The sequence below is a fragment of the Gilvimarinus sp. 1_MG-2023 genome (assembly GCF_030548285.1).
The window spans coordinates 158,863-178,885 of sequence record NZ_JAUOSC010000007.1; the positions used below are offsets into that span (position 1 = coordinate 158,863).

Annotated in this window: 19 protein-coding genes and 1 tRNA gene; 11 read left to right on the plus strand and 9 right to left on the minus strand. The window is 51.4% G+C overall.

Annotated elements, in window-relative coordinates:
- The first annotated feature begins 322 nt into the window (after nucleotides 1-322).
- A complete protein-coding gene (polA, locus tag Q4563_RS10225) occupies nucleotides 323-3,043 on the plus strand; it encodes a DNA polymerase I (RefSeq protein ID WP_303604446.1) in 2,721 nt (906 codons plus the stop codon).
- Between the two features lie 424 nt (nucleotides 3,044-3,467).
- Here the strand turns inward: polA and yihA are convergent, their stop codons facing one another.
- Nucleotides 3,468-4,094, minus strand: coding sequence for a ribosome biogenesis GTP-binding protein YihA/YsxC (gene yihA, locus Q4563_RS10230; RefSeq protein ID WP_215974788.1), 627 nt, complete (start codon nucleotides 4,092-4,094; stop codon nucleotides 3,468-3,470).
- A 198-nt stretch (nucleotides 4,095-4,292) separates the two neighbouring features.
- Between yihA and Q4563_RS10235 the strand changes: the two genes are divergently transcribed.
- The 6 genes from Q4563_RS10235 (at nucleotide 4,293) to Q4563_RS10260 (ending at nucleotide 11,798) form a co-directional block, all read left to right on the plus strand.
- Entirely contained in the window at nucleotides 4,293-4,973 is a 681-nt protein-coding gene (locus Q4563_RS10235; RefSeq protein ID WP_215974789.1) for a c-type cytochrome, read from the plus strand.
- 119 nt (nucleotides 4,974-5,092) lie between these two features.
- Nucleotides 5,093-5,716, plus strand: a complete 624-nt coding sequence (locus tag Q4563_RS10240) for a thiol:disulfide interchange protein DsbA/DsbL (protein ID WP_215974790.1) — start codon at nucleotides 5,093-5,095, stop codon at nucleotides 5,714-5,716.
- Nucleotides 5,717-5,859: 143 nt separating this feature from the next.
- Nucleotides 5,860-7,593: a GGDEF domain-containing protein gene (locus Q4563_RS10245; RefSeq protein WP_215974791.1), complete on the plus strand. Its 1,734-nt coding sequence runs from the start codon at nucleotides 5,860-5,862 to the stop codon at nucleotides 7,591-7,593.
- A gap of 136 nt (nucleotides 7,594-7,729) precedes the next feature.
- Entirely contained in the window at nucleotides 7,730-8,248 is a 519-nt protein-coding gene (locus Q4563_RS10250; RefSeq protein WP_303604447.1) for a PhzF family phenazine biosynthesis protein, read from the plus strand.
- Between the two features lie 157 nt (nucleotides 8,249-8,405).
- Entirely contained in the window at nucleotides 8,406-10,811 is a 2,406-nt protein-coding gene (locus tag Q4563_RS10255; protein ID WP_303604448.1) for an acyl-CoA dehydrogenase, read from the plus strand.
- A 75-nt stretch (nucleotides 10,812-10,886) separates the two neighbouring features.
- The gene (locus Q4563_RS10260; protein WP_303604449.1) at nucleotides 10,887-11,798 is read left to right on the plus strand and encodes a pirin family protein; all 912 of its coding nucleotides are present in this window, start codon (nucleotides 10,887-10,889) and stop codon (nucleotides 11,796-11,798) included.
- A 33-nt stretch (nucleotides 11,799-11,831) separates the two neighbouring features.
- Here the strand turns inward: Q4563_RS10260 and Q4563_RS10265 are convergent, their stop codons facing one another.
- From Q4563_RS10265 to Q4563_RS10275, 3 genes are all read right to left on the minus strand, one after another.
- On the minus strand, nucleotides 11,832-12,020 hold the full coding sequence (locus Q4563_RS10265) for a hypothetical protein (protein WP_215974795.1): 189 nt from the start codon (nucleotides 12,018-12,020) through the stop codon (nucleotides 11,832-11,834).
- Nucleotides 12,021-12,100: 80 nt separating this feature from the next.
- Nucleotides 12,101-12,892: a DUF2145 domain-containing protein gene (locus Q4563_RS10270; protein WP_215974796.1), complete on the minus strand. Its 792-nt coding sequence runs from the start codon at nucleotides 12,890-12,892 to the stop codon at nucleotides 12,101-12,103.
- Between the two features lies 1 nt (nucleotide 12,893).
- Nucleotides 12,894-13,217 (minus strand): hypothetical protein, encoded by a 324-nt coding sequence (locus tag Q4563_RS10275; RefSeq protein ID WP_303604450.1) that lies wholly within the window; start codon nucleotides 13,215-13,217, stop codon nucleotides 12,894-12,896.
- A gap of 126 nt (nucleotides 13,218-13,343) precedes the next feature.
- Here Q4563_RS10275 and Q4563_RS10280 point away from each other — a divergent pair, with 126 nt between their 5' ends.
- Entirely contained in the window at nucleotides 13,344-14,075 is a 732-nt protein-coding gene (locus Q4563_RS10280; RefSeq protein WP_303604451.1) for a helix-turn-helix domain-containing protein, read from the plus strand.
- 50 nt (nucleotides 14,076-14,125) lie between these two features.
- Here Q4563_RS10280 and Q4563_RS10285 read toward each other — a convergent pair whose 3' ends face one another.
- Both Q4563_RS10285 and Q4563_RS10290 read right to left on the minus strand, forming a co-directional pair.
- A complete protein-coding gene (locus tag Q4563_RS10285; RefSeq protein ID WP_303604452.1) occupies nucleotides 14,126-15,304 on the minus strand; it encodes a hypothetical protein in 1,179 nt (392 codons plus the stop codon).
- 220 nt (nucleotides 15,305-15,524) lie between these two features.
- Nucleotides 15,525-17,012, minus strand: a complete 1,488-nt coding sequence (locus Q4563_RS10290) for a glycoside hydrolase (RefSeq protein ID WP_303604453.1) — start codon at nucleotides 17,010-17,012, stop codon at nucleotides 15,525-15,527.
- 36 nt (nucleotides 17,013-17,048) lie between these two features.
- Between Q4563_RS10290 and Q4563_RS10295 the strand changes: the two genes are divergently transcribed.
- Genes Q4563_RS10295 through Q4563_RS10305 form a run of 3 tightly spaced genes read left to right on the plus strand, consistent with a single transcriptional unit; the run spans nucleotide 17,049 to nucleotide 18,543 of the window.
- Nucleotides 17,049-17,363 (plus strand): acylphosphatase, encoded by a 315-nt coding sequence (locus tag Q4563_RS10295; protein ID WP_215974800.1) that lies wholly within the window; start codon nucleotides 17,049-17,051, stop codon nucleotides 17,361-17,363.
- A 39-nt stretch (nucleotides 17,364-17,402) separates the two neighbouring features.
- Nucleotides 17,403-17,942, plus strand: a complete 540-nt coding sequence (gene xrtH, locus Q4563_RS10300) for an exosortase H (protein ID WP_303604454.1) — start codon at nucleotides 17,403-17,405, stop codon at nucleotides 17,940-17,942.
- A complete protein-coding gene (locus Q4563_RS10305) occupies nucleotides 17,926-18,543 on the plus strand; it encodes an exosortase H-associated membrane protein (RefSeq protein WP_215974801.1) in 618 nt (205 codons plus the stop codon). Before xrtH ends, Q4563_RS10305 begins: the two co-directional genes overlap by 17 nt.
- 12 nt (nucleotides 18,544-18,555) lie before the next feature.
- Here the strand turns inward: Q4563_RS10305 and Q4563_RS10310 are convergent, their stop codons facing one another.
- From Q4563_RS10310 to Q4563_RS10320, 3 genes are all read right to left on the minus strand, one after another.
- On the minus strand, nucleotides 18,556-19,494 hold the full coding sequence (locus Q4563_RS10310) for a DUF808 domain-containing protein (RefSeq protein WP_303604455.1): 939 nt from the start codon (nucleotides 19,492-19,494) through the stop codon (nucleotides 18,556-18,558).
- Nucleotides 19,495-19,602: 108 nt separating this feature from the next.
- A tRNA-Arg gene (locus tag Q4563_RS10315) sits at nucleotides 19,603-19,679 on the minus strand.
- Nucleotides 19,680-19,752: 73 nt separating this feature from the next.
- Nucleotides 19,753-20,023: hypothetical protein (locus Q4563_RS10320; RefSeq protein ID WP_303604456.1), on the minus strand; the 271-nt coding region annotated here is incomplete at its 5' end.

Here is a 20,023-nt window from a genome sequence, read left to right on the forward strand (position 1 = left end):
CGTTGGTTGGTGATACTCGGGTGCTGGTGTGTCACCTGAGTGTATGGGGTGTTATCAAGCGCTTGTGGCGTTTGTTACCCTTCGTTACCTATAGTAACAAAAAGTGACGAGAAGTCCAGTGATAAAGGCCTAAATGTCAATGTATTTTAATAAGAGTTTGATCTAACTAGCTGTTATCTAGTCGCTTTTAGCGTAAAAGCAGCCTTAATGTGGATTCTTGTGACGGCGGTAACACTTTTTCTCGGGTGTCACCGTTGGGCCAAGGCGGGGGGTATTGGTGTATCCTTCGCATTTCTTTGACTCTCAACAGGCCCTTTTCGTTATGTCTGAGCAGGCACCCGTCGTTCTTGTGGATGGTTCTTCCTACCTTTACCGCGCTTATCATGCGCTGCCCCCGTTAGTGAATTCGCAGGGCGAGCCTACCGGCGCGGTTAAAGGTGTTATCAATATGATTCGGCGTTTGATAAAAGATTACCCACAAAGCCCCATTGCCGTTGTCTTTGATGCCAAGGGCAAAACTTTCCGCGATGATTTGTACACCGAGTACAAAGCGCAGCGCCCACCCATGCCCGATGACTTACGCCCCCAAGTGGAGCCCATTTTTGAGATTGTGCGCGCTATGGGTTTGCCGCTACTGGTGGAAGAGGGAGTTGAGGCCGACGATGTGATTGGCACCCTGGCTGCTCAGGCGGAGGAAAATGGCCGGCCGGTGGTGATTTCAACCGGCGATAAGGATATGGCGCAACTGGTGAACCCTCGGGTCACTCTGGTGAACACCATGACCAGCACGCTGATGGACGTTGCCGCCGTAAAGGAAAAATATGGCTTCGGGCCCGAACTGATGATCGACTTTTTGGCGCTGATGGGCGATAAGGTCGACAACATTCCGGGCGTGCCCGGGGTGGGCGAAAAGTCAGCCAAGGCGTTACTGCAGGGTGTGGGTGGGTTAGATACGCTCTATGCCAACTTAGAGTCTATTCGTGAGTTGGATTTTCGCGGCGCGAAAAAAATGCCAGAAAAGCTCCTTGAGCACAAAGATATGGCCTATCTCTCGTACGAGTTGGCCACCATTAAGCTGGATGTGCCTCTGCATGTCAGTGTGGGCGACATTGCCGTGGGCGAGCCCGACCTGGAGGCGTTAAAAGCGCTTTACGAACGGATGGAGTTTAAAACCTGGATTGCCGAAGTCGAGCCGACCGATGCTGGGCAGGCAATCCCAGTCACTGAAGCGCTTGCAGTAGAGTACGACACAGTTCTGACCCCAGAGAGCTTTGATGCCTGGCTGGAAAAACTCAAACAAGCCGAGGTGTTTGCTTTCGACACCGAAACAACCAGTCTTCACGCCATGGAGGCGGATATTGTGGGGGTGTCGTTTGCCGTAGAGCCCGGCAAAGCGGCCTATGTGCCGGTGGCCCACGATTATTTAGAGGCGCCCGATCAGCTCGATCGCAACAGCGTTCTTTCTGCTTTGCAACCGTTATTAGAGGATGCGAGCCGAGCAAAAGTGGGACAAAACTTAAAATACGACCGCAACGTGTTGGCTAACCACGGCATTAACTTGCGCGGCATCGCCTGGGACACCATGCTTGAATCCTACGTGTTGAACTCGGTGGCGGGTCGTCACGATATGAACTCGTTGGCGGAGCGCTATTTAGATACGGCGACCATCCATTTTGAAGATATTGCCGGCAAAGGCGCTAAACAGCTCACCTTCAATCAAATTAAAGTAGAAGATGCTGCCCCCTACGCCGCGGAAGACGCCGATATTACTTTGCGCCTACATCAGGCCTTGTGGCCGCAGCTCGAGCAAGACGATGCTCTGCGCGGGGTGTTGCTGGATATCGAGATGCCGCTGGTGCCAGTATTGGCCAATATTGAGCGCAATGGCGCGTTGGTCGATGCCAATCAGTTGGGCAAGCACAGTCAAGAACTGCAGGTTCGCCTGACCGAGTTGGAGCGTGAGGCGTACGCTATCGCCGGGCGCGAATTTAATTTGGCTTCGCCCAAGCAGCTGGGCACTATTTTGTTCGAAGAGCTCGAATTACCGGTGGTGAAAAAAACCAAAACCGGCGCGCCCTCCACTGCCGAAGATGTCTTGCAAGAGCTGGCACTTAATTACCCTTTGCCCAAGCTTTTACTGGAACATCGCAGCCTAGCTAAGCTGAAGTCCACCTATACCGATAAGCTGCCGAAAATGATTAACCCCCGTACCGGCCGCATTCATACCTCTTACCATCAGGCGGTTACTGCCACCGGTAGGCTTTCCTCCAGTGACCCTAACTTGCAGAATATTCCGATTCGCACCGAACAGGGGAGACGTATACGCAAGGCATTTGTGGCGCCCAAGGGCTACAAAGTTGTGGCGGCGGATTATTCGCAAATTGAACTGCGCATCATGGCGCATTTATCGGGTGATGAAGGCCTGCTGAATGCGTTTGCCCAAGGGATGGATGTGCACCGGGCAACCGCGGCGGAAGTCTTTGCCACCGATGTGGATAAGGTCACTGATGAAATGCGTCGCCGTGCTAAAGCGATTAATTTCGGTTTGATTTACGGTATGTCGGCCTTTGGCCTTGGCAAGCAGTTGGGCCTGGGGCGCAACGAGGCGCAAAGCTATATTGATCGCTACTTTGAGCGCTACCCCGGCGTGGCCCGCTATATGGAAGAAACACGGGCGCTGGCGCACGAAAAAGGCTATGTGGAAACGCTAATGGGGCGCAGGCTCTATCTGCCGGAAATCAATGCCCGCAATAAAATGTTGCAACAGGCCGCCGAGCGAACTGCGATTAATGCCCCGATGCAAGGTACCGCAGCGGATATCATTAAAAAAGCGATGGTGGTGGTCTCTCAATGGCTGGATGACTCAGAGTTGGATGCCAAGCTGGTTATGCAAGTGCACGATGAACTGGTACTAGAGGTGGCAGAGGCTGATTTAGACGCTGTGCGCCAAGGTGTTGAGCAGCGCATGGAAGCTGCCGCTGAGCTGGCGGTACCTCTGTTGGTTGAGGCGGGTGTGGGTAACAACTGGGATGAGGCGCATTGAGGCCGGAAAGTGGCGTATAAATTACCAAAATAGCCATTTCAAAGCGATAAACACAAAGAAAATAGATAATTTATAAAATTTGTTGAACTTTTATCCAAGGGGGCGTTCAAAGAATTAGCACACTGAATAGTACGATGTTTTTTTTCATGAGCTCCTCCTCGTTTGGCCGCAAGGTCATTTGGCAGAAAAATTTCTGACAATAGCCCCCACCACTATGGTTTGGGGGCTTTTTTTATGGTTCAGGGAATGTGATCTGACGCACTGCCTACAAATTTTTACATTTAGGGGCGAACTAAACCCGCTAAGCTAAGTCTCAGTAGTTACTCACTACGCGGTTGATCCGTAACTGATGCCATCCCCCAAGGGTGTCAGTATTGTAGCCGGCAAATTTTTTGCCGGCTTTTTTTTGCCTGTCATTTGCGGGTTAGCTTGGTTTTGAGGTTTGGCCTGTTAGCCAGCCAGTAAGCACCTGCTTGAGTTGATCCAGCCCCGCATTTTTTAAAGACGAGAATGTCTGGGCAGTCACCAAATCATCCACCCCAGCTTCTTTAAGAGACTTGCGCACCTGCAGCAGAGTGTTTTGGGCGGGGCCTTTTTTCAGTTTGTCGGCTTTGGTTAACAGTAAGTGGACCGGCATTTCCACCTCAATTGCCCAGTTTAAGACCAGAGTGTCGTAGTCTTGCATCGGGTGGCGGATGTCCATCACGATCACCAGCCCAGCCAAACACTTGCGCTCGTGCAAATATTCGGACAAATTTTCTTGCCACTGCTCTTTCAGTGCGCGCGACACCTTGGCAAAGCCATAGCCAGGTAAATCCACCAGGCGGGTGGTTTCTGACAGATCAAAAAAGTTGATTAATTGCGTGCGCCCGGGTGTTTTACTGATGCGGGCGAGCTTTTTATTGTCAGTCAAAGTGTTAATGGCACTGGATTTACCGGCATTGGAGCGGCCGGCGAATGCTACCTCAAGCCCTTCTTCGGGCGGGCATTCACGGATACTGGGGGCGCTTTGAGTAAAGGTAGCACCGCGAAAATGAATGGTTTGTGTCATGAGTGTAAGCGCTGTATTGAGTGGAGGTCGCAAGCCTAACAGACTGCGGGCCTTTTGTGATCGGTCATTTAGTATATAATGCCCGCTGCAACCGGCTCGCACCCGTCGCCAAAGGCGCTTGTGTGGGCAATAAATGCCTGGCCCTTACGTCGAGGCAGTACAGCCAACACTATAATTGACGATGTCACAGGTTAGCCAATGAAAAAACTTGTTTTACCTCTGCTTATCGCACTCGGAGCACCGACTCTGTCGCAAATGGCCAGTGCCGCAGGCGATGCCGCTGCTGGGGCCGAAAAGGTCGCCGTTTGTGCTGCATGCCACGGCCCCGATGGCAACAGCCCTGCTCCGTCTTTCCCTAAAATTGCTGGACTGGGCGAGGCGTATATCTACAAGCAATTGCAGGATATCCAAGCTTGGGATAACGCCAGCGGCGACGATAAAGCCAAAACTGGTCGTCCCGTGGTGGAAATGACAGGCATGCTGAGCGGATTGAGCGATCAAGACTTGCAGGATATTGCCGCTCATTACGCCTCTCAGGGAATGCAGCTGACCGGCTCAAAAGAGTTCACCGTTAAAATAAACAGCGGTGCCGAGGTTAGCTCGCTGGATCTGGGTGAAAATATTTACCGCGGCGGCAACATGGAAACCGGCGTGCCGGCGTGCAGCGGCTGTCACTCACCCACAGGCTTGGGCAATGCTCCCGCAGCTTATCCGCGCCTGGGTGGTCAATACGCCGAATACATCGAAAAGCAGTTGAAGGCCTTCCGCGGTGGTGAGCGAACCAATGATGGTGATCAAATGATCATGCGTTTGGTGGCAAAAAACATGAGCGATGCCGAAATTAAAGCCGTAGCCAACTATATTGCAGGCCTGAATTAAGCAGGGCTAGTAGCCAAGGGCGACTTAGGTCGCCTTTTTTGTGGGTTGGAACTTTGCCGGCAAGGCGATGCTCTAACTCAGGTAATAAATGTGTCGTGAACCCTAAAGGGAGCAACTTTATGCGAGTGTTAATCGCGTTTATCGGAATGGTGTTGAGCGTAGTGGCCTGTGCCGACGAAGCGCCTAAGTATCAAGAAGGCAAGCAGTACCACGCGCTGGCCGAGCCTATTCGGACAGATAACCCAGACAAAATCGAAGTGCGGGAAATGTTTGCCTACACTTGCGGCCATTGTTTTCGCTTTGATCCGCTGTTGCATGGGTGGGCCGAACAGCAAGCCGACGATATTTATTTAGTGCGTACGCCTATGGTTTGGGCCGGCGCTATGGAGCCCTATGCTCGCGCTTACTACACGGCGAACACACTGAAGGTGCTGGATGAGTCCCACATGGATCTGTTTAATGCCATACACTTAAAGCGCACTCGTTTTGGCTCAGTGGAAGATTTTGCCGAGTTCTTTGCTCAGTATGATATCGACAGCGATACCTTTATCAAAACCTTTGAGTCTTTTGGGGTTAATAGCTTGTTGCGCCAGGGTGATGCCAAAGCGCGTGCGGCAGAGATTAGCGGTACCCCAGAGTTGGTGATTGATGGTCGCTACCGCATTAGTGCCAGCGATACCGGCGGTCATAAACAAATGCTAGAAGTGGCCGACTACCTAATCGAGCAGTTGCGCGCCGAGTAATACTCCCGCTGTTTCTGCTTTAAAGCCCCGCCGGTGCCGCCTGCGGGGCTTTTTTGTGTCCGTCTTTGTATGCACAGTGCTATGGCGTCAGAGTCTATAATAAGTCAGACTGACTTGAGTACGATAATGGGAGTACGAATCTGGTGAGCGATGCAGGCAAAAATAAGTGGCGCGATAAATATCTGGATGCTTTGGATCAACACGAGGCCCTAGAGCGGCAGGGCCAAGAAGAGGTGAAGTTGTTGCAACGGGCGTTGCTGCGAGTCAGTATTGCCGCCACCGGTCAACAGCCCGAGCTCGACCGGACATTAGAGACGCTACGCGGCACTTTGCGCAGTGGTGATAAAGGGCAGCTCCAAGCGGCGCTTACCGAGGTCGACGGGGCGCTGCATCAGTTTGACCAAGAGCGCGATGAAACTACCCGAGAGTTGAAAGGTAGTTTGCAATCATTGATTGTACCGCTGCTTGCCCGCGAGCCCGAGCGCCCCCTAAAACGCAAGTTGCGCAATCTCGCTCAAGATGTATCACGCCAGCGCGACCTTTTGTATATCTATCCCTCGTTATTACATCAACTGGCGCAATTGCAGGCTCAGGTTTTTGCCGATCAAGAAGAGACAGGTAGCGACGAGCACAAAGAAAAATCCAGTGGCTTAATGGCCCGTTTATTGGGCCGGAGTGATGATTCAGCTCCATCGGGGCTTACAGAACATAAGTCAGAACCTGGCGATACGAACGAGATCGACGAAGAGCAAGAACTCAACTTGGCGCAAGTGGATCGCGCACTGTTTGAGTTAAACCCTAATGCCAGCTTACGCGACAGTGCCACTGTATCGGATAACATGCGGTTGATTATTACTGAGCTTCTGGTCAGTGTTGAAGCGCAAAATCTTGAGCCCGCACGTGTGCAAAGTTTGCAGCGGCGCTTGCGCTCGGGCATTACCAATGCCGATTTACTGCCCGTATTAGAAGAAGTTCGCGATCTTATTATGGCCGCCTATGTGGCAGCCACTCGCGCTTTTACTGTGTATTTATCTGAAGTGAATTCTGAGCTTGCCGATATCTACCAAGCATTGGGTGTGGCGTCGGATGCCAGTACAGACTTAGAAACTGCATCGGCCACCATGCAAGCCGATATGATGGCTGAGTTTGAACAATTGAGCCATAAGGCTGAAGAGGCCACTGATTTAAATCAGCTGAAATCACAGGTGCAAAATCGAATAGGCAATATCCGCGCGGTGCTGTCTACTTTTCAAGAAAGCTCAAAGGCCAATGGTCCGGTAACCGAGCAACTCGTTGCCTTGGCGCAAAAATTAAAAACCATGGAGTCGGAAGCGGAAAAAAACCGTAAAGTCTTAGAAGAGCAGCGAGCTAAAGCCCTCACGGACCCGTTAACCGGTGTACCCAACCGAGAGGCATTCAATGAGCGAGCCACCATCGAGGTGCAACGCTACCGACGTTATAAAAACCCGTTATCCATAGCGATCGTTGATTTGGATTATTTCAAAAAAATTAATGATTCATTTGGCCATCAAGCCGGCGATCGAGTACTGAAAGTGCTTAGCAACGCCATTGTAAAGCGTCTGCGCGATGTGGATTTTTTTGGCCGCTACGGTGGTGAAGAATTTGTTGTACTACTGCCTGAAACAGACGCAAAACAAGCTTATCAGTGTCTGGATAAAATTCGCTCGGGTATTGCCCGCACGGATTTTAACTATCGTGACCAACCGGTCGAGCTAACAGTATCTATTGGAATTGCCCAGTTTTCCGAAGCAGATACACTAGAAGCAGCTTTTGAACGGGCAGACCGCGCTCTGTACGATGCTAAAGCCGCGGGCCGTAATCAGTGTAAAATAGCAGAGCTGTCAGATGAACCATAAGTAAATAATAACGGAACCATTAACCACGCCGTGTTCTCTCATATAGAACAAGGCTGTGTACTGGGCCAATCAATAAGGCACAACCTGTATCTATATCTGGGGCATCAATTTGCTTCAATACCACAAGGAGGTGGTTTTGAAATTACCTATGTATATTGTTAATGCCTTCGCTGAAGGCCCGTTTAGCGGCAATCCGGCGGCGGTAGTAATCAGTTCAGACCCTTTGCCAGAAGTGCAAAGGCAGGCCGTTGCCGCGCAAAATAATTTGTCTGATACTGCTTTTGTGGTGAGCTCGGCAGAAATTATGGGGCTGTGCTGGTTTACCCCCACGGCAGAGGTGGATTTGTGTGGCCACGCCATCTTGGCAGCTTTGGCAGTGCTTGCCGATATGAGTCTAATCTCACACTCGCAGCAATTTTTCATCGCATCGGGCGTTATTTCGCTATCACGTGAAGGTCCTGTTTGGCAGTTAAACTTTCCCGCGCGCCAACTGTCATCGCGCGGCGGCATGATCAGTGGGCACTGTGAAGGTGACGGTTGTTTATTAAAGGTACCTGTACCATATTCGCCCGGGGTGAGATCTACCTGTAAAGCGCCGTTTTACTCTGCGCCAGCGTCTGATGGCGGTGCTGGAGCTGAGCGTCTGGTTTGCTAAAGTGTTAAGAGAGCGGCGGCTTCCTTAATCAGAGGTTCCTCACAGTCGGCCGCAAAAACAGGTGCTAATACCGCCGTTCTCGACTATTGTTATCATTAGCCCTAGTGTACATGTGTCTGTGGGCCATTCTTATTCTAAGTCGTCGGAGATCCGATCTATGTTCTTGTTGTCATTGGTTTTATTCATCGCGTTACTGACAGCAGTGCTCTACTATCAGCCCGGGCTGATGGTCAGCAGTGTCGCCTTATTAGTAGGACTTTTTGGCCTTACCTTTATATCGGGCGCTATGTGGCTGATTTTAATTCCCGTAGCGGCGATTTTGCTTCTGCTTAACCTTCCTCCTTTGCGGCAAAAGCTGATTACCCAGCCCGCCTATCAAATTTTACAAAAAGCCATGCCGCCCATGAGTGTGACCGAGCGTGAAGCCATGGAAGCTGGTACCACTTGGTGGGAGAAAGACCTTTTTAGCGGTAAACCCGACTGGAAAAAGTTCGTCAATATCGAGCTGCCTCAGCTGACGGAGAAAGAACAAAGCTTTCTCGACAACGAAGTGGAAGAGCTCTGTGGCTTAATTGATGAGTGGCAAATATTCCAAGATCAGGACTTAACCCCCGAAGCATGGCAATTTCTTAAAGATAAGGGCTTTTTTGGCCTGATTATCCCGGAAGAGTATGGCGGCAAAGATTTTGGCCCCTATGCGCAAAGCCGCATTATGAGCAAAATTGCCAGCCGCTCGGGCACGACCGCAGTAACAGCCATGGTGCCCAACTCTCTAGGGCCGGGTGAATTGCTAATGAAATACGGCACCGAGGAGCAAAAGCAGCGCTGGTTGCCAGGTTTGGCCAATGGTTCAGAAATCCCTTGTTTTGGCCTCACCGGCCCAGAGGCGGGCTCCGATGCCGGCTCTATTCCCGATATTGGCGTGGTTTGTCAGGGCGAGCACGAGGGGAAAGAGGTGCTCGGTATTCGCCTCAATTTTTCCAAACGCTGGATCACTTTGGCGCCTGTCGCCACCGTTGTGGGGTTGGCCTTCAAATTGCGTGACCCCGACGGCCTGCTAGGTGATCACGATAAATCGGATTACGGCATTACTTGTGCACTCTTGCCCGCCGATCACCCTGGAGTGGAAATAGGCCGCCGACACAACCCGGGCTCACCGTTTATGAACGGGCCGGTTAAAGGCACGGACGTGTTTATCCCAGTGGATTGGATTATCGGCGGTGCCTCTATGGCCGGTAAAGGCTGGCGTATGTTGATTGAGTGCTTGGGCGCGGGCCGCGGTGTGTCACTGCCGGCACTGTCGACCGCCAGCGGTGAAATGAGCTACCTAACCGTGGGCGCTTACGCTCGCATTCGCCGCCAGTTCAATATGGAAGTGGGTAAGTTTGAAGGGGTGCAGGAAGCCACAGCGGAAATTGCCGCCAATGGTTATACCCTAGAAGCATTCCGCCAACTCGTGACCCGTGGGCTGGACTTTGGCGCCCCCTCGGTAATGACTGCCATGGCGAAATACCACGCCACTGAAATGATGCGCACCTCCGTTAACCACTCCATGGATGTGGTCAGTGGCCGTGCCATTCAAATGGGGCCGCGCAATTTTTGTGTGTTTGCCTATCGCTCATTGCCGGTAGCGATTACCGTCGAAGGGGCCAATATTTTAACCCGCTCGCTGATGATTTTCGGTCAGGGCGCCATGCGCTGTCACCCTTATTTGTTTGATGAGGTGCAAACCCTACAGGCGGAAGATAAAGAAGCCGCATTAGCCGAATTTGATACCTTGTTTATCAAACATTTGGGGCATGTGTTTAGCAATATCACCCGGCTCAAGCTCTATAGCCTAACCCGCGCTAAGTTCAGTTCAACGCCGGTGAATGCCGACGATTTCTCCAAGCCTTGGTATCAAAAAATCAATCACCTGAGCGCTGCACTGGCGGTGGCCTCCGATGTTGCGTTGGGCGTATTGGGTGGCGACATAAAACGGCGCGAGTTGCTATCGGCTCGATTGGGGGATGTTCACAGTCAGTTGTTTATTGCCTGTAGCTTGCTTAAATTTCACAGCGTGCACCCGCGTACCGCAGACGAAGATGCTCATGCTGAATACGCTCTAACTCTAGCCTTACACAAGGCACAGCAAGCACTGTTGGATTTCTATCAAAATTTCCCGCAGCGCTTTTTGGCCTGGGCGTTTAAGACCGCAACCTTTTTGACCGGGGCGCCTTATCTGGCCCCGTCCGACTCCGATGTTCGCAGACTCGGCAATTTAATTATGGAAGATAACACCGTGCGCCAGCGCTTAGCGCAGTACGTGTATGTTAGCCAAGATGTGGAAGACGCGGTCGGTCGGGTAGAGACAACCTATCAGCTGTTATTGGCCTTGGGGGATGTGTGGCACTCCTTCAGCCGCGCACAAGCCAAAGGCGAGCTAACTGGAACAACACTGGAGCAGCGTCTGGATGATGCAGTTGCCAAAGGCATTATTCAGCCGGCGGATGTCGAGCCTCTTAAAGAGTACGATGCCAGACGCTTTGATTGCCTACTGACGGATCATTTTGAAAAACTGTAAAGGGGTCGATTAAAAAGGTCGCACCTAAGTGCGGCCGAACATTGCTCTATATAATAATCAATAGGAGAGCACATAATGAGCATGGAGCCAAAAGCGGCGAGCAATCAGCCGTCCATTTCCAGTCCGGCCGTACAAACGGTCATTCAAGCCAGGCAGCGCCCTATGGATGATTTGGTCGTGCGCCAAGCCCTGCCTGCGGCTGAGCGGTGCACGATTGGGCCATTTGTTTTTTTTGATCATGTCGGCCCCAACCATTTCTCTCCTGGCACGGGATTGTCGGTGCGGCCGCATCCGCATATTGGTTTGGCCACACTGACGTATTTATACGAAGGGGTTATTCGCCACCGAGACAGCCTCGGCTTTCGGCAAGACATTAAACCCGGCGCCGTTAACTGGATGACCGCAGGTCGCGGCATTGTGCACTCGGAACGCTCTCCAGAAGAGAGAACCGAAACCTCTCATACGTTAATGGGTTTGCAAGTTTGGGTGGCACTGCCGCAAGAAGCCGAACAAATGGCCCCAAGTTTTGTTCACTTTAGTGCACCAAGCCTGCCGGATATACAACAGCCGGGCGTTACCATAAAAGTCATCGCCGGTCGTTGTTTTGGTTTGACCTCGCCCCTTGTTACCCAGTCGCCGCTTTTTTTTGTTGATATTCGTTTGGATGCTGGTGCGAGTACTACACTGGAAATCGATTACCCCGAGCGGGCTATTTATATCGTACAAGGGGAGCTGAGCCTAAGTGGCAACACTTACCACGAAGGTCAAATGCTCATACTACAACCTGATGCCGAGGCCAAGGTGACCTCCCATAGCGAAGCGGTGTTTGTGGTGGTGGGCGGCGAGCCTTTGGCCGAGCCGCGTTACCTGTGGTGGAATTTTGTAGCCAGTGATAAAAAGCTGATCGAGCAGGCCAAGCGCGATTGGCAGGCAGGGCAATTGGGCCATATACCGGGGGATAAAGAATCGACACCGCTGCCCACGTAGAGGGAGTCCGCGAGCTTATAAGCGAAGTTTAACCTATTGCTTTGGAGTGACTTGCTTGCCGGCTGATCGGGCAGTAGTGTCATCCAAATCTTTACCGACCTCCATACAGTGTTGATACTGAGCCGGGTCGGTCTCGTAACTGCACCAGTAAGCGTCGTCGGTTTGTTGTTGTGAACAGGCCGCTAATAACGCTATCGGTAAACCAATCAAAGCAATTTTCATTGTGGGCGTATCCTCTGGCAATACTGTTAAACCGTAAAACAAGGCGGACCCTGTTTTACGGTTTATACCACAGACAAGACTTAAAAATCCGCAGGTGTTAGCACAGACATTTTTTTCACTAAATTGTTTGAATCTAAGTAGCGAGCAATACTGTGAAAAGTGGCGGTGGCCACCGGTCCTTTGTGGTCGTCGGTCGCCACATCTTTTAATAACAAACCACCCAACTGCATTTTAAGCCGGCTTTCGTGTACGCGCTGCGGTGCAAAGTGGGCGCGGGCATTACGCTTTAAGCGATCCCGATCGGTGGTTTGATAAATAGCGCTGTTAATCACATCGAGCGTGAATTCGGTGCAGTTTTGATAGCGGGCATCGAACGGATTGGCTATCGCGGAATAATTCTGGTGATGCAGTTGTGCATAGTCGTTACTGGCAATCAGGTTAATTAAATCTTGCTGCATTTGGGGTGTTGGAATCAGTATGCCCGCTTTAAGCTCTTTCGCCGACCAGAAAAAATCCACGGGGTAGTCTTGCACTAGTTCACTTTGATCTACCTCGGGGTCTTTTTGGTAGAGGTTGTAAATGGCATAGCCTTTATGGGGCGTGCCGTCTTTATCTTCAATGGTGGAGTAAACGGCAATAGCCGTGTGGGTAAATTCAATGCCCTTGGGTAATTCATCCGGGGGGCGACCCACGCGGGCAATAATAAAAGCGCGTGCCCCTTGCCCGGCGGCGTAGCGCTCGACAGATTTGGCGAACTGAGTAATCTCTTCGGTGGGAAAGGTGTTGTCTTCGCCGTTGGCACTGCCCGCCCATAGGCGGGCAGGCAGCAGCGCGACGAGCGTAATAACACAGTAAGTCGCGATACGGGTCATATTAAATTCCTCCGTCGCGCTTGGGTAAATGACGCGGTGCCGGGTCTGCGATAATCACCTTGTCGGAAACTTCCAGCGGGGCATCCTCCAGGGCAAAGTCCATCATCACATCGCCCGCTTTACCCGCGGCCTTGCCCACCTCGCCGACCACAATCATCGGTGTGGCAACGGCGCCGCTGACTACCTTTGCACCGGCCACCGCTGAATGCCCAGCGGCCAGCCCCGAGTGTTTAATGGCTTGGCTGGCGTTATCGGATGCCGCGCAGGCAGGCAGTGTGCAAAGGGCGGTTAGAGCCAGTAATCCAATTTGTGTTGTCTTTTTCATCGTCGTTCTCCTTTGAAGTGTGGTTGGCGACTGCCAACGGTGACCACTCTACCGGAGGGATATAAAACGTAAACAAACTCTGCTAATGTAGCGGAATCGTGAACTAAAAGTATAGGAATAATAGCCTTGAGCCAGATCCCACACCTTTGTGGTGCGCTAAAATCGATGTTGAAGTCGCGCGGGGTAACCTACCGCGACCTGGCCGCTGCGCTGTCCATGAGTGAGGCGAATATAAAACGCATGTTCGCTCAGCAGAGTATAAGTCTGCAGCGGCTGGAGGCGATTTGTCAGGTTTTGGGCCTGTCGCTAACGGATTTTATCGCCCAGTGCGAAACGAAAGAGCGCAGTATTACCCAGCTCACCGATGAGCAAGAACTGGAACTGGCCTCGGATATTAAGTTGTGTTTGGTGGCGGTGTGTTTGCGCGACGGCTGGACTTATTACGATATTGTGGAGCACTACCAGATATCCGAGCACGAATGTATCCAGCTATTGGCGCGGTTGGACCGGCTCAAGTTGATTGAATTGCTGCCCGGTAACGCCTTTAAGGTTTTGATTTCTCCCAATGTACGCTGGACACCCGGCGGCCCCTTGGACCGCTTTATTGCGGGCGATGTGATCGGGCACTTTTTACAGGGCAGCTTTCGCGAACCCGAGAGTTTTCGTTTTTACCTGCGCGGTTCTTTTACACAGTCGTCTATTGAGCATTTGCAAAATAAGCTGGAACAGCTCACTTTAGAGGCGGAAGAAATGAACCGGCAAGACGCGCGTATACCACTGGATAAGCGCACCCATATCGGCATATTGCTCGCCATGCGGCCCTGGGAGCTGTCGGCGTTTAGGGCGTTAAGGCGATAAAGGATTGGCTGGGGTTGTTGCCCTCGCGTGGCGCGAGGGCAAGTGAAGCCTTAACGACGTTTACGCAGTACGCGGGTGCCAAAACCGGCGAGCAGCATCATTAAGATAAACTGTCCAAAGTGACCCATTGTAGGCAGTGGTGTAGCCGCAACAGCCGGTGTGTCGTTATCGGCCGCGGTGCCGGTAACATCATCGGGATCAAGCCCGGCAAAAGCGGCGTCGCTGGATGTGGCTGCGGCAGTCGTAACCGTAAAGGCCAAATCGCCATCCACAACGACATCGTCCACAGCGGTAATGTCGAAGGTGGTGCGGTATCCATTGCTTGCATTGAGCACAACAGATCCTACCGACGTGGTTACCTCCGCTGAGGGGGTTAGATTGACCGTGACGTCGGCGGTGGGTGTGGCGCTGGAGGCGGCCACTGCAATTGTTTGCCATGCGCCGCCCTCGGTGACTGTGACACCGCTATTGGGGGCGACAATAATCGACGCGATGTCGTTATCTTGGTTGAGGCCTGAAACATTGTTAGGAGAAATGTCGTTATAGGTCAAGTCGCTAGATGTAGTGGGGCTGAAGACGATGCTAAAAGGTTGATCTCCGTCAGCAATATTATCGTCTTGAGGCGCGACTGACAAAACGGTTTCGTACAAATTGCCCGCATTGAGTACAAGAGGGCTTACCGAACCCAAGAGTATTTCAGTGGATGCGGTGCTGAAAGGAAGGGTAATTTCGTCGGTTGGAGGCCCGCCAATAGCGCGAATGACTACCAGCTTGGTACTACCCCCTTCAGACGTTAAGAGGCTTGGTGAGTAGACAATAATTGTTGAGATACCTTCTATATTGATATTGGTGACAGTTACATCTGTCCCTGGACTGTCGACATAGGCGCTGGGATTGGTGACAGTAATGGCATTCCCGATGTTGTACATTACATTACCGTCATTGCCGTCGCCACTGGCCCCAGGGGTCACGCTTACGTATTGGGGGGTGTCCCAGTTGCTGGCATCGAAGTTCAGTGCGCTTGATACGGTGCCTTCGGTTACATCGTTTGAAGTTGGGGTTATAGTGACAATTTCAGCGGCCGCAGGTGGAGAGTCGAGTACGACTTTATATTGAGTCGTTCCGTCATCTTCCACGGTGGTTAAATTTGTATGTGTCACGACTACTGCGGCGTGTACACTGGTCGTTAGTAATCCTAAAGCCAGTAGGCCAAGTTTTAATGCTTTCATTAAGTAATTTCCCCCCAATGGGATATTTTTGGTCGCTAAACATAGCACAGAAGTCATGAAATATTGCTTCTCAAGTAAGCTATTAAAGGTGTTATTCTTCTAGCAAAGCATAGTTCCAGCACTTTATAGAATGCAGTGGCCATTCGATTTGCATATATTATCGCAGCTCCCGAGCTTCTAAATCACAAGTCATTAATGTGTTAGTGGTGTGTACTGGTAGCTATGAAAACAGGTAGCACCAGAAACTAATACTATATCCCGGTACCCGATCAGGTTTGGTTGTCGATGGAAAGTGTGTGGGGGTGAGCTTAAGTTTAGCTTTGGGTCTTACGCCATTAATAAAAACTTTGCGACTGGTGAGCCGTTTGGCGGTAAGTGTGTAGGTCTGGTTGGGGGTGCCGGGTATATCGGTAGACACGCGTATGCCCTGAGGTTTCATGTTGATAATCATTAGAGTTAACCCCTTGCCGTCGGGGGATTCGTGACAGTAAGCGCGCAGATGTTTATCGGCGAGTTGACAGGCGTAAACTTTGTGCCCCATTAGGCGCACCCACAACCAGCTTAGCCAATAATCGGGGCGGGGTTTCAGACTCAGTCGGTCGATTAGACCATAGTCGCCGCCAATCAGGCTTTGTCGTACCATCACTTGTTGACCAAATAACGCACCTTGACCCAGCTGGTCTGCCCACCAAAAGCAGGAAATAAACCGGTCGGATAATTTTGGCTGGCCGCCACACTGGGCCGAACCGGTTTCCCCGGTCCACACCTGAGCCTGGGGTTGAAATTGATCGCGCCACACATTGAGAGTATGGCTATAACGGGCGAAATCATCGAATGATTTAGGATTAAGCAAAGTGCGCACGCTAGCCGCGCGGGTTCGCACAGGCGAGCGATGGCTTTGAAAGGGGTAATAGTGCCAGTTGACGATATCAATGCCATGGGGCAACTCTTTTAAAAAGCGCCGGGTAATATTGGAAAACGGTTTAATTGTCTCGCCCAGCCTGGGCCAAAAAGCGCTGCCAGGCCCGGAGATTTTGGCGTCGGGGTAGTATTGGCGAACTTCACGGGCGAAAGTGGCGTAATCAACGGCGAGATCCTTGGCCTTGGGTTGGGCACGCAAACCGTGAAAAGCCCAGTACGCATTGAGTTCATTGCCGAGCTCAAATACGTCAATCGTGTAGTGGGTATCGCGGCTGTATTGCAGCAGTGCTTCTATTTCTTCGCCACACCAGCGGCCGTGGTGTTGACGTTGAAAAAGGCCGTATTTAAGCGTGAAAATAAGGCGTAAATCGTTGCGCTGGATAAAGTGATGCAGGCGGTCCCAGTGTTTGCGTTTCAATACTAACGCATCTGGTTCGTTGTCTGGGGCGTGAAAATAGTGAATTTTATCTGCCTCAGAGCCGCCTACCCGCAGATAGGACGGCCCCAGGGCTTGTACTAAGCGATCCAATTTTCCGCTGCGCAAGTTAATAGGGGGCACTCTTAGCCCGCCTAAGCCGCGCCGGGATTGGTCACTGCCCTCCCACCAAAAGCCGCCTGCTAATACCGAGATGTCGATCGAGAAAGATAGGTAGCGTTCATTGATCTTTTGTATTGGCCGGGTGGTATCGACTTTGACGGTAGCGGTAGGTGACACGGTAGCCGCGCGGGCGGTATAGTGTCGGCGTACTCGAGCAAGCCAGTGCCATGGGTAGATCAGCTTGGGCATAATGTCACACGTTTATTGCGGTAACCGGTTATCCTAATGGGTAAAGATGAACATAAAGTTGCAGACACAGGGCCGCTGACCAAACATTTCCTGGTGCAGGGGCGTGTGCAGGGCGTTTTTTATCGGCGCAGTACGCAAGAATGTGCGCAAGCATTAGGGCTTACCGGCTGGGTGCGTAACTTAACCGATGGCAGGGTCGAGCTGAAAGCCACCGGTACCGAGCAACAGCTCTATCAATTGGAGTCTTGGCTGTGGCGCGGGCCAGAACGCGCCAATGTGACGGTGGTTGAGTGCCGAGCCCAAACTGTTGAATTATTCGATACTTTTAAAGTGCAAGCAAACTCTGATTAACAGAGTTTTAAATAACCTTAACGCCACAGGGCTATTGATGTGATTCGTTTTTTTCTTACCTTTTTTTTGGTTATGGCGGGCTTGTTTGTTTTTGAGTTAACACCGGTTGGCCAAACATATTTTGTCGAGCCGCTCACCTCGGGTCTGGCCAAAGCCTCGGCGTTTTTTATTGAACTCTTTGGGCGTGATCTTGCGGTCGACGGTATTGTCATGGTCGATAAAGCCACCGGCTTTGCTGTGCAAATTGCCGCCGGCTGCAACGGGGTTGAGGCCATGATACTGTTGGTGGCGGCCATTGTGGCGTTTCCGGCGCCGTGGCGCTATCGTTTTATGGGGCTTGGCTTGGGCTTGGCGTCGGTACAGGCACTGAACTTAGTGCGTATTGTGTCTTTATTCTATTTGGGTATCTGGCACAAACCATCGTTTGACTGGGCTCACTTATACATTTGGCAAGCGCTGATTATGCTCGATACGTTGTTGGTGTGGATGTTGTGGATTCGCTATATACCTAATGTCAGCGGCAATAATACGCAGCCACCTCAATCAGGTGATGGAGGGGCCAGTGTCGCAGCAGGCTGATACCGTATTTTCCCCGGCCGGCTATTTTGCCAAAGTTCTTTTGTGGTTGCCGGTATTCTTTGTGCTTTGGTATTTTCTCTCGGGTTTTTTCAATATTATTCCGGGCTTGATCAGTCAGTGGGTGATTAACCTTTTTGATCAAGGCGCGGTAATCGCGCTGGAGTCGAGCGGTAAAAAAATCGACTATGTCACCCGTTATTTAACCGATGTCGCGGGTGAAGAGCGTCAGGGCAATGTGATTGTCACCATTAATCCATTGATTTATTCCTGGAATATTCCCGTACTTATGGCGTTGTGCTTTGCCGTGAGTGATAAATTATTTTCCAATGCTCGCGTTATATTAGCAGTGACGGCACTGTTTCCGATTCACGCTTGGGGCTTAGTGGCCGAATTTTTTCTCACTATTGTTTTTAAAAGTCCTCCTGCGGTGGCGGGACAAATAGAGCTGGTGCAGTGGCAAAAAGAGGCTATTGCTCTGTGCTATCAATTTGGCTACTTAATGCTGCCGGTTATCGGTGCTGCTAGTTTGTGGTTTATCGCCAACCGCGCTTTAGTGCAGCAGCTGATCGACCAGAAACAAGAACAACCTTCCGGCAACTGATCTGTCGATGAGTTAGCGACTTTGCCCCGAACTGCGAAGCCGCTGCGCGACCTGAAACAATGCCACTAAGATTCCGCCGACCACGACACCCGCGATAAAATTGATGCCGGTAGGCACTAAAAATTCCAACATCTGGTTTAGGCTGCCAAGCGAACCTGCCCATGTGGCGGCCGACTCTGTTAAGTGATGCAGCGCCGGGATGCTGTGCACCAGTATGCCGCCGCCGACTAAAAACATGGCAAGTGTTCCGGCAACCGATAAAAACTTCATGAGCAAGGGGGCCGCAACCAGTAGCGCCCGACCAAAGCTCTGTTGAAATTTAAATTTACTGTTCGATAAATATAAGCCCGCGTCGTCAATTTTGACAATGCCCGCCACCAGACCATACACCCCGATTGTCATCCCCAGCGCAATGACACAGAGTACGGCAACCTGAGTGGTGAAAGCTGCGGCCGCTACTGCACCGAGAGTGATGGTAATAATTTCTGCCGATAGAATAAAATCGGTTCGGATTGCACCTTTAATTTTCTTAGTTTCAAAAGTCACCATGTCGGCATCGGTTTGAGCCAAGTTTTGCAGACGAGCCTGATGCTCCTCAGATTGTTGGGTGTCTGAGTGAAGCCATTTATGCACGACTTTTTCAAAACCTTCAAAGCATAAAAAACTACCGCCCAACATGAGCAGGGGTGTAATCAGCCATGGAATGAAAACACTAATCAGCATGGCAGCAGGCACTAAAATGATTTTGTTGAGCAGAGAGCCTTTAAACACGGCCCATACCACCGGCAATTCACGCTCGGCTTTTACCCCGGTTACCTGCTCGGCGTTAAGCGCTAAATCGTCCCCCAATACGCCGGCAGTTTTTTTGGCCGCCACCTTACTCATAACCGCGATATCGTCGAGTATGGTGGCTATATCATCAAGCAGTGTCAGTAAGCTGGTTCCGGCCATGGTTATTATCCATTCTAGAGTAGGTGACTGATTCTTCTACAAAGATCAAGTATGGTCAAACCAAGCCCAAGCTGGTGCGGAATAAGGTGCAATATGAAAAGAAGGAAATGGCGCACCCGGCGCGATTTGAACGCGCGACCAACGGCTTCGGAAACCGCTACTCTATCCAACTGAGCTACGGGTGCGTAATCAGGCTTATTAAACTGGCCCTGAGCCAGCGATGAACTCGTAGCGCTCGCCGCGCTACCGCTACTCCCCTCACTTTCGTTCGGGCCCGGTCTTCCAGCGTAGCTGAAAGCCGTTCGGCTGCGTACAAAGCGTTGCTTTGCAAACACTTGCCTCACCCAACTGAGCTACGGGTGCGTAATCAGGCTTATTAAACTGGCCCTGTGCCAGCGATGAACTCGTAGCGCTCGCCGCGCTACCGCTACTCCCCTCACTTTCGTTCGGGTCCGGTCTTCCAGCGTAGCTGAAAGCCGTTCGGCTGCGTACAAAGCGTTGCTTTGCAAACACTTGCCTCACCCAACTG